This is a genomic window from Flavobacterium sp., assembly GCF_044368995.1.
GTDB lineage: Bacteria > Bacteroidota > Bacteroidia > Flavobacteriales > Flavobacteriaceae > Flavobacterium.
Map to the genome: position 1 here is coordinate 1 of NZ_JBIPMS010000150.1, position 3,474 is coordinate 3,474.

Genomic DNA, 3,474 nt, shown 5'->3' on the forward strand with positions numbered 1-3,474 from the left:
ATTCTATCATTTTAATAGCGGCAATTGCTGCTTCAATTCCTTTGTTTCCGTGCTTTCCTCCACTTCTATCGATAGATTGTTGCATCGTATTATCTGTTAAGACACAAAAAATAGTAGGCACATCGTAAAATAAATTTAAATCTTTCATGCCTTGGGTTACGCCATCGCAAACAAATTCAAAATGCATGGTTTCGCCTTTAATCACACAACCTATAACAATTACAGCATCTAACTCTAATTTTTCATGCATTTGTCGGGCGCCAAAAATTAATTCAAAACTTCCTGGAACATTCCAACGATTTATATTTTCAGGTAATGCACCACAATCTGATAAAGCTGTAATGACACCATTATATAATCCTTCGGTTACATTATTATTCCATTCTGAAACAACAATCCCAAACCGAAAATCTTTCGCATTTGGGATTTTGTTTTTATCGTATTGAGATAAATTTTTATTTTCGGTGGCCATTATTTTTCCAATGAAGCAATTAAAATGTCTACTGTACTTCCTTCTTGAGAAGTTTCGTATTTTTCTTTTATAGTTTTTAAATAACCTAAAGCTTCGTCATTTTTCTTTAAAACAATTGCCATATTTGCAGCTTTCAACAAAAATCTTGGAGTGATAAAATCATTTTCATCAACATTAGCAGCTTCAACATATAATTTTAAAGCTTCTTCATTATTATTTAATTCTGCGTTAGCATCACCTTTTGCACCGATAGCCAAAGCATGTAAATTTAATTCTTTTGTTGAAAAATTATCTAAATGTTCAATTGCTTTTTTGAAGTCTTTCAAATGTAAACAGGCCATACCAGCAGAATATTCTGCTAAATTAGCTGCTTTTGTTCCTGAATATTCAGAAATAATTCCTTCAAAACCTAATTTACCTTCGCCGCCTTTTAAAGACAATTTAAATAACGAATCTTGTTTTTCTGTAGCGTCAACTGCTTTTTGAAAATACATTTGTGCTTGATTCATTTCTTTAAATGCTTCTTCTTGGCTAGGAGTAGCAATATATTTATCGTATAAAATATATGCTAAAGTTGCAATTGCAACTGCTGCAATTACTCCTAAAATCGCTTTTTGGTTTTTTATAACCCATTCTTCTGTTTTATTTGCGGTTTCATCTAAAGTATTAAAAACGCCAGCAGTGGTGCTATCTTTTTCGTTTACATTTATGTCATCAACACTTGTATCAAATGCAGGGTCTTTTTCTACTTCAGGTTTTGATGATTTATAACCTCTTTTATTATATGTTGCCATTGAACTAAAATTTTATTAGAAGTGCAAAAATATACTTTTTATTTAAATTTAAAAGTGCTTTTATTTATATTTTTAAAAATTGAACTTACATTTGTACTCGAAAGTATAATTTTTGATGCTTTTCACCGAAAAAACGTGATTTTAAAAAAACTATCTTTACTTAATTATAAGAACATTGCAGAGAATTCTTTTGAATTTGAAAGCAAAATAAATGCTATTGTAGGAAAAAACGGCATTGGAAAAACCACAATTTTAGATGCAATTTATCATTTAGCAGTTGGAAAAAGTTATTTTAACCCCCTTTCTACACAAAATATCAAACACGGTGAAGAGTTTTTTGTAATTGATGGCGTGTTTGAAAAAGAAAATCGTACGGAACAAATTATATGTAGTTTCAAAAAAGCGCAAAAAAAGATTTTAAAACGCAACGGAAAAATTTACGAAAAATTTTCAGAACATATTGGATTAATTCCAATTGTGATTATTTCACCCAGCGATACAGATTTGATTATTGAAGGAAGCGAAACCCGAAGAAAATTTATTGATAATGTAATTTCTACTTTTGATATTACTTATTTAAATACATTAATAAATTACCAGAAAACGTTACAACAACGTAATGCATTATTGAAGTATTTTGCATTAAATCAGGTTTTTGATGCAGATAATTTGAATATTTACAATGAACAATTATCTGTGTTTGGACACATAATTTTCACAAAAAGAAAAGATTTTTTAGAAAAATTCATTCCCGTTTTTCAAGAATTATATGAAGTTATATCAGAAAATGCAGAAAAAGTAACTATTGTATATGAAAGTCAACTATATGAGGAAAGTTTAGACACATTACTAATTCAAAATCTTCAAAAAGACAGAATTACGCAATATACTACTTGCGGGATTCATAAAGACGATGTTTTATTCAATATAAATGATTTTCCTGTTAAAAAATTTGGATCGCAAGGACAACAGAAATCATTTTTGATTGCCTTGAAATTAGCGCAGTTTGATTTCATTAAAAAACAAACAAAAACGTTGCCAATTCTACTTTTTGATGATATCTTTGACAAGTTAGATGCTTTTAGAGTGCAACAAATTGTGAATATGGTAAACGATGATGTTTTTGGACAAATTTTTATTTCCGACACGCATCCTGAAAGAACCGAAAACATAATAAAACAAACACATAAAAGTTATAAAATATTTACTATTTAGATTTATTTAGATGGTTAGATTATTAGACCATAAACGAATCAACAAAAAACATATAAACATTATAATTTTTTATAAAATGATAAACTTTAAATCAATTATCGTAACAGCAATTATAACATTATCAATTAGTTGCACAAATAGTCAAAACTTTAAAAGCGTTGATGCTTCGGTATTTAAAGCCACGATTATAAAAACGGATGACGCACAAATTTTAGATGTTAGAACACCTGGAGAATATGCAAACGGTAAAATTGCAGATGCCAAAAACGTGGATTGGAACGGAGATTCTTTTGATACTCAAGTTGCTAATTTAGATAAATTAAAACCCGTTTTTGTGTATTGCTTAAGCGGCGGAAGAAGTAAAAAAGCAGCCAATCATTTAGTAGAATTAGGTTTTAAAAATATTATCGAATTAGATGGCGGATATATGGCTTGGGGAAAAGCCAATCCAAAAAACAATGCAGTTTGGTCTGGTATGACGCGAGAAGATTATAACAAAATACTGATTTCAGACAAAACGGTTGTAATTGATTTTTACGCAGAATGGTGTGGTCCTTGCAAAAAAATGGGGCCTTATTTAGATAAAATTAGTAAAGAAATGGCGGATAATGTAATCATTCACCGAATTGATGCTGATAAAAACAAATCGTTATTTAATGCATTAGGTTACGAAGGTTTACCGGTAATAATTGTAATCCAAAACGGAAAACAAAGCTTCTTTAAAAACGAATTTGTTAGCGAAGAAGAGTTGAGAAAAGCTTTATAAGAACTCAGTAAAAAGTAAAAAGAACTAAATAAAAACTTATCACTATTCACTATTTACTATTCACTCAAATATATGAATATCATACAACAACAATCGTTAAAAAAATACAACACCTTTGGCATTGAAGCTTTTGCTTCGGAATTTTGCGAAGTAAATTCGGTTACCGATTTAGCAGATGTTTTAAAAGAAAACCAGCAGAAAAAACTCTTTATTTTAGGTGGCGGAAG

General features: G+C 29.6%; 4 protein-coding genes. 2 read left to right on the forward strand and 2 right to left on the reverse strand.

Annotation, left to right across the window (positions count from 1 at the left end):
• Together ribH and ACIQ2I_RS08590 are read right to left on the reverse strand one after the other, a co-directional pair.
• Window positions 1-472: 6,7-dimethyl-8-ribityllumazine synthase (gene ribH, locus ACIQ2I_RS08585; RefSeq protein WP_396182003.1), on the reverse strand; the 472-nt coding region annotated here is incomplete at its 3' end.
• Window positions 472-1,266: a tol-pal system YbgF family protein gene (locus tag ACIQ2I_RS08590; RefSeq protein ID WP_396182004.1), complete on the reverse strand. Its 795-nt coding sequence runs from the start codon at window positions 1,264-1,266 to the stop codon at window positions 472-474. The genes ribH and ACIQ2I_RS08590, both read right to left, overlap by 1 nt.
• Window positions 1,267-1,401: 135 nt before the next feature.
• Here ACIQ2I_RS08590 and recF point away from each other — a divergent pair, with 135 nt between their 5' ends.
• Together recF and ACIQ2I_RS08600 are read left to right on the forward strand one after the other, a co-directional pair.
• Window positions 1,402-2,481: a DNA replication/repair protein RecF gene (gene recF / locus ACIQ2I_RS08595; RefSeq protein WP_396182005.1), complete on the forward strand. Its 1,080-nt coding sequence runs from the start codon at window positions 1,402-1,404 to the stop codon at window positions 2,479-2,481.
• Between the two features lie 76 nt (window positions 2,482-2,557).
• Window positions 2,558-3,247, forward strand: coding sequence for a thioredoxin domain-containing protein (locus tag ACIQ2I_RS08600; RefSeq protein ID WP_396182006.1), 690 nt, complete (start codon window positions 2,558-2,560; stop codon window positions 3,245-3,247).
• Window positions 3,248-3,474 lie beyond the last annotated feature (227 nt).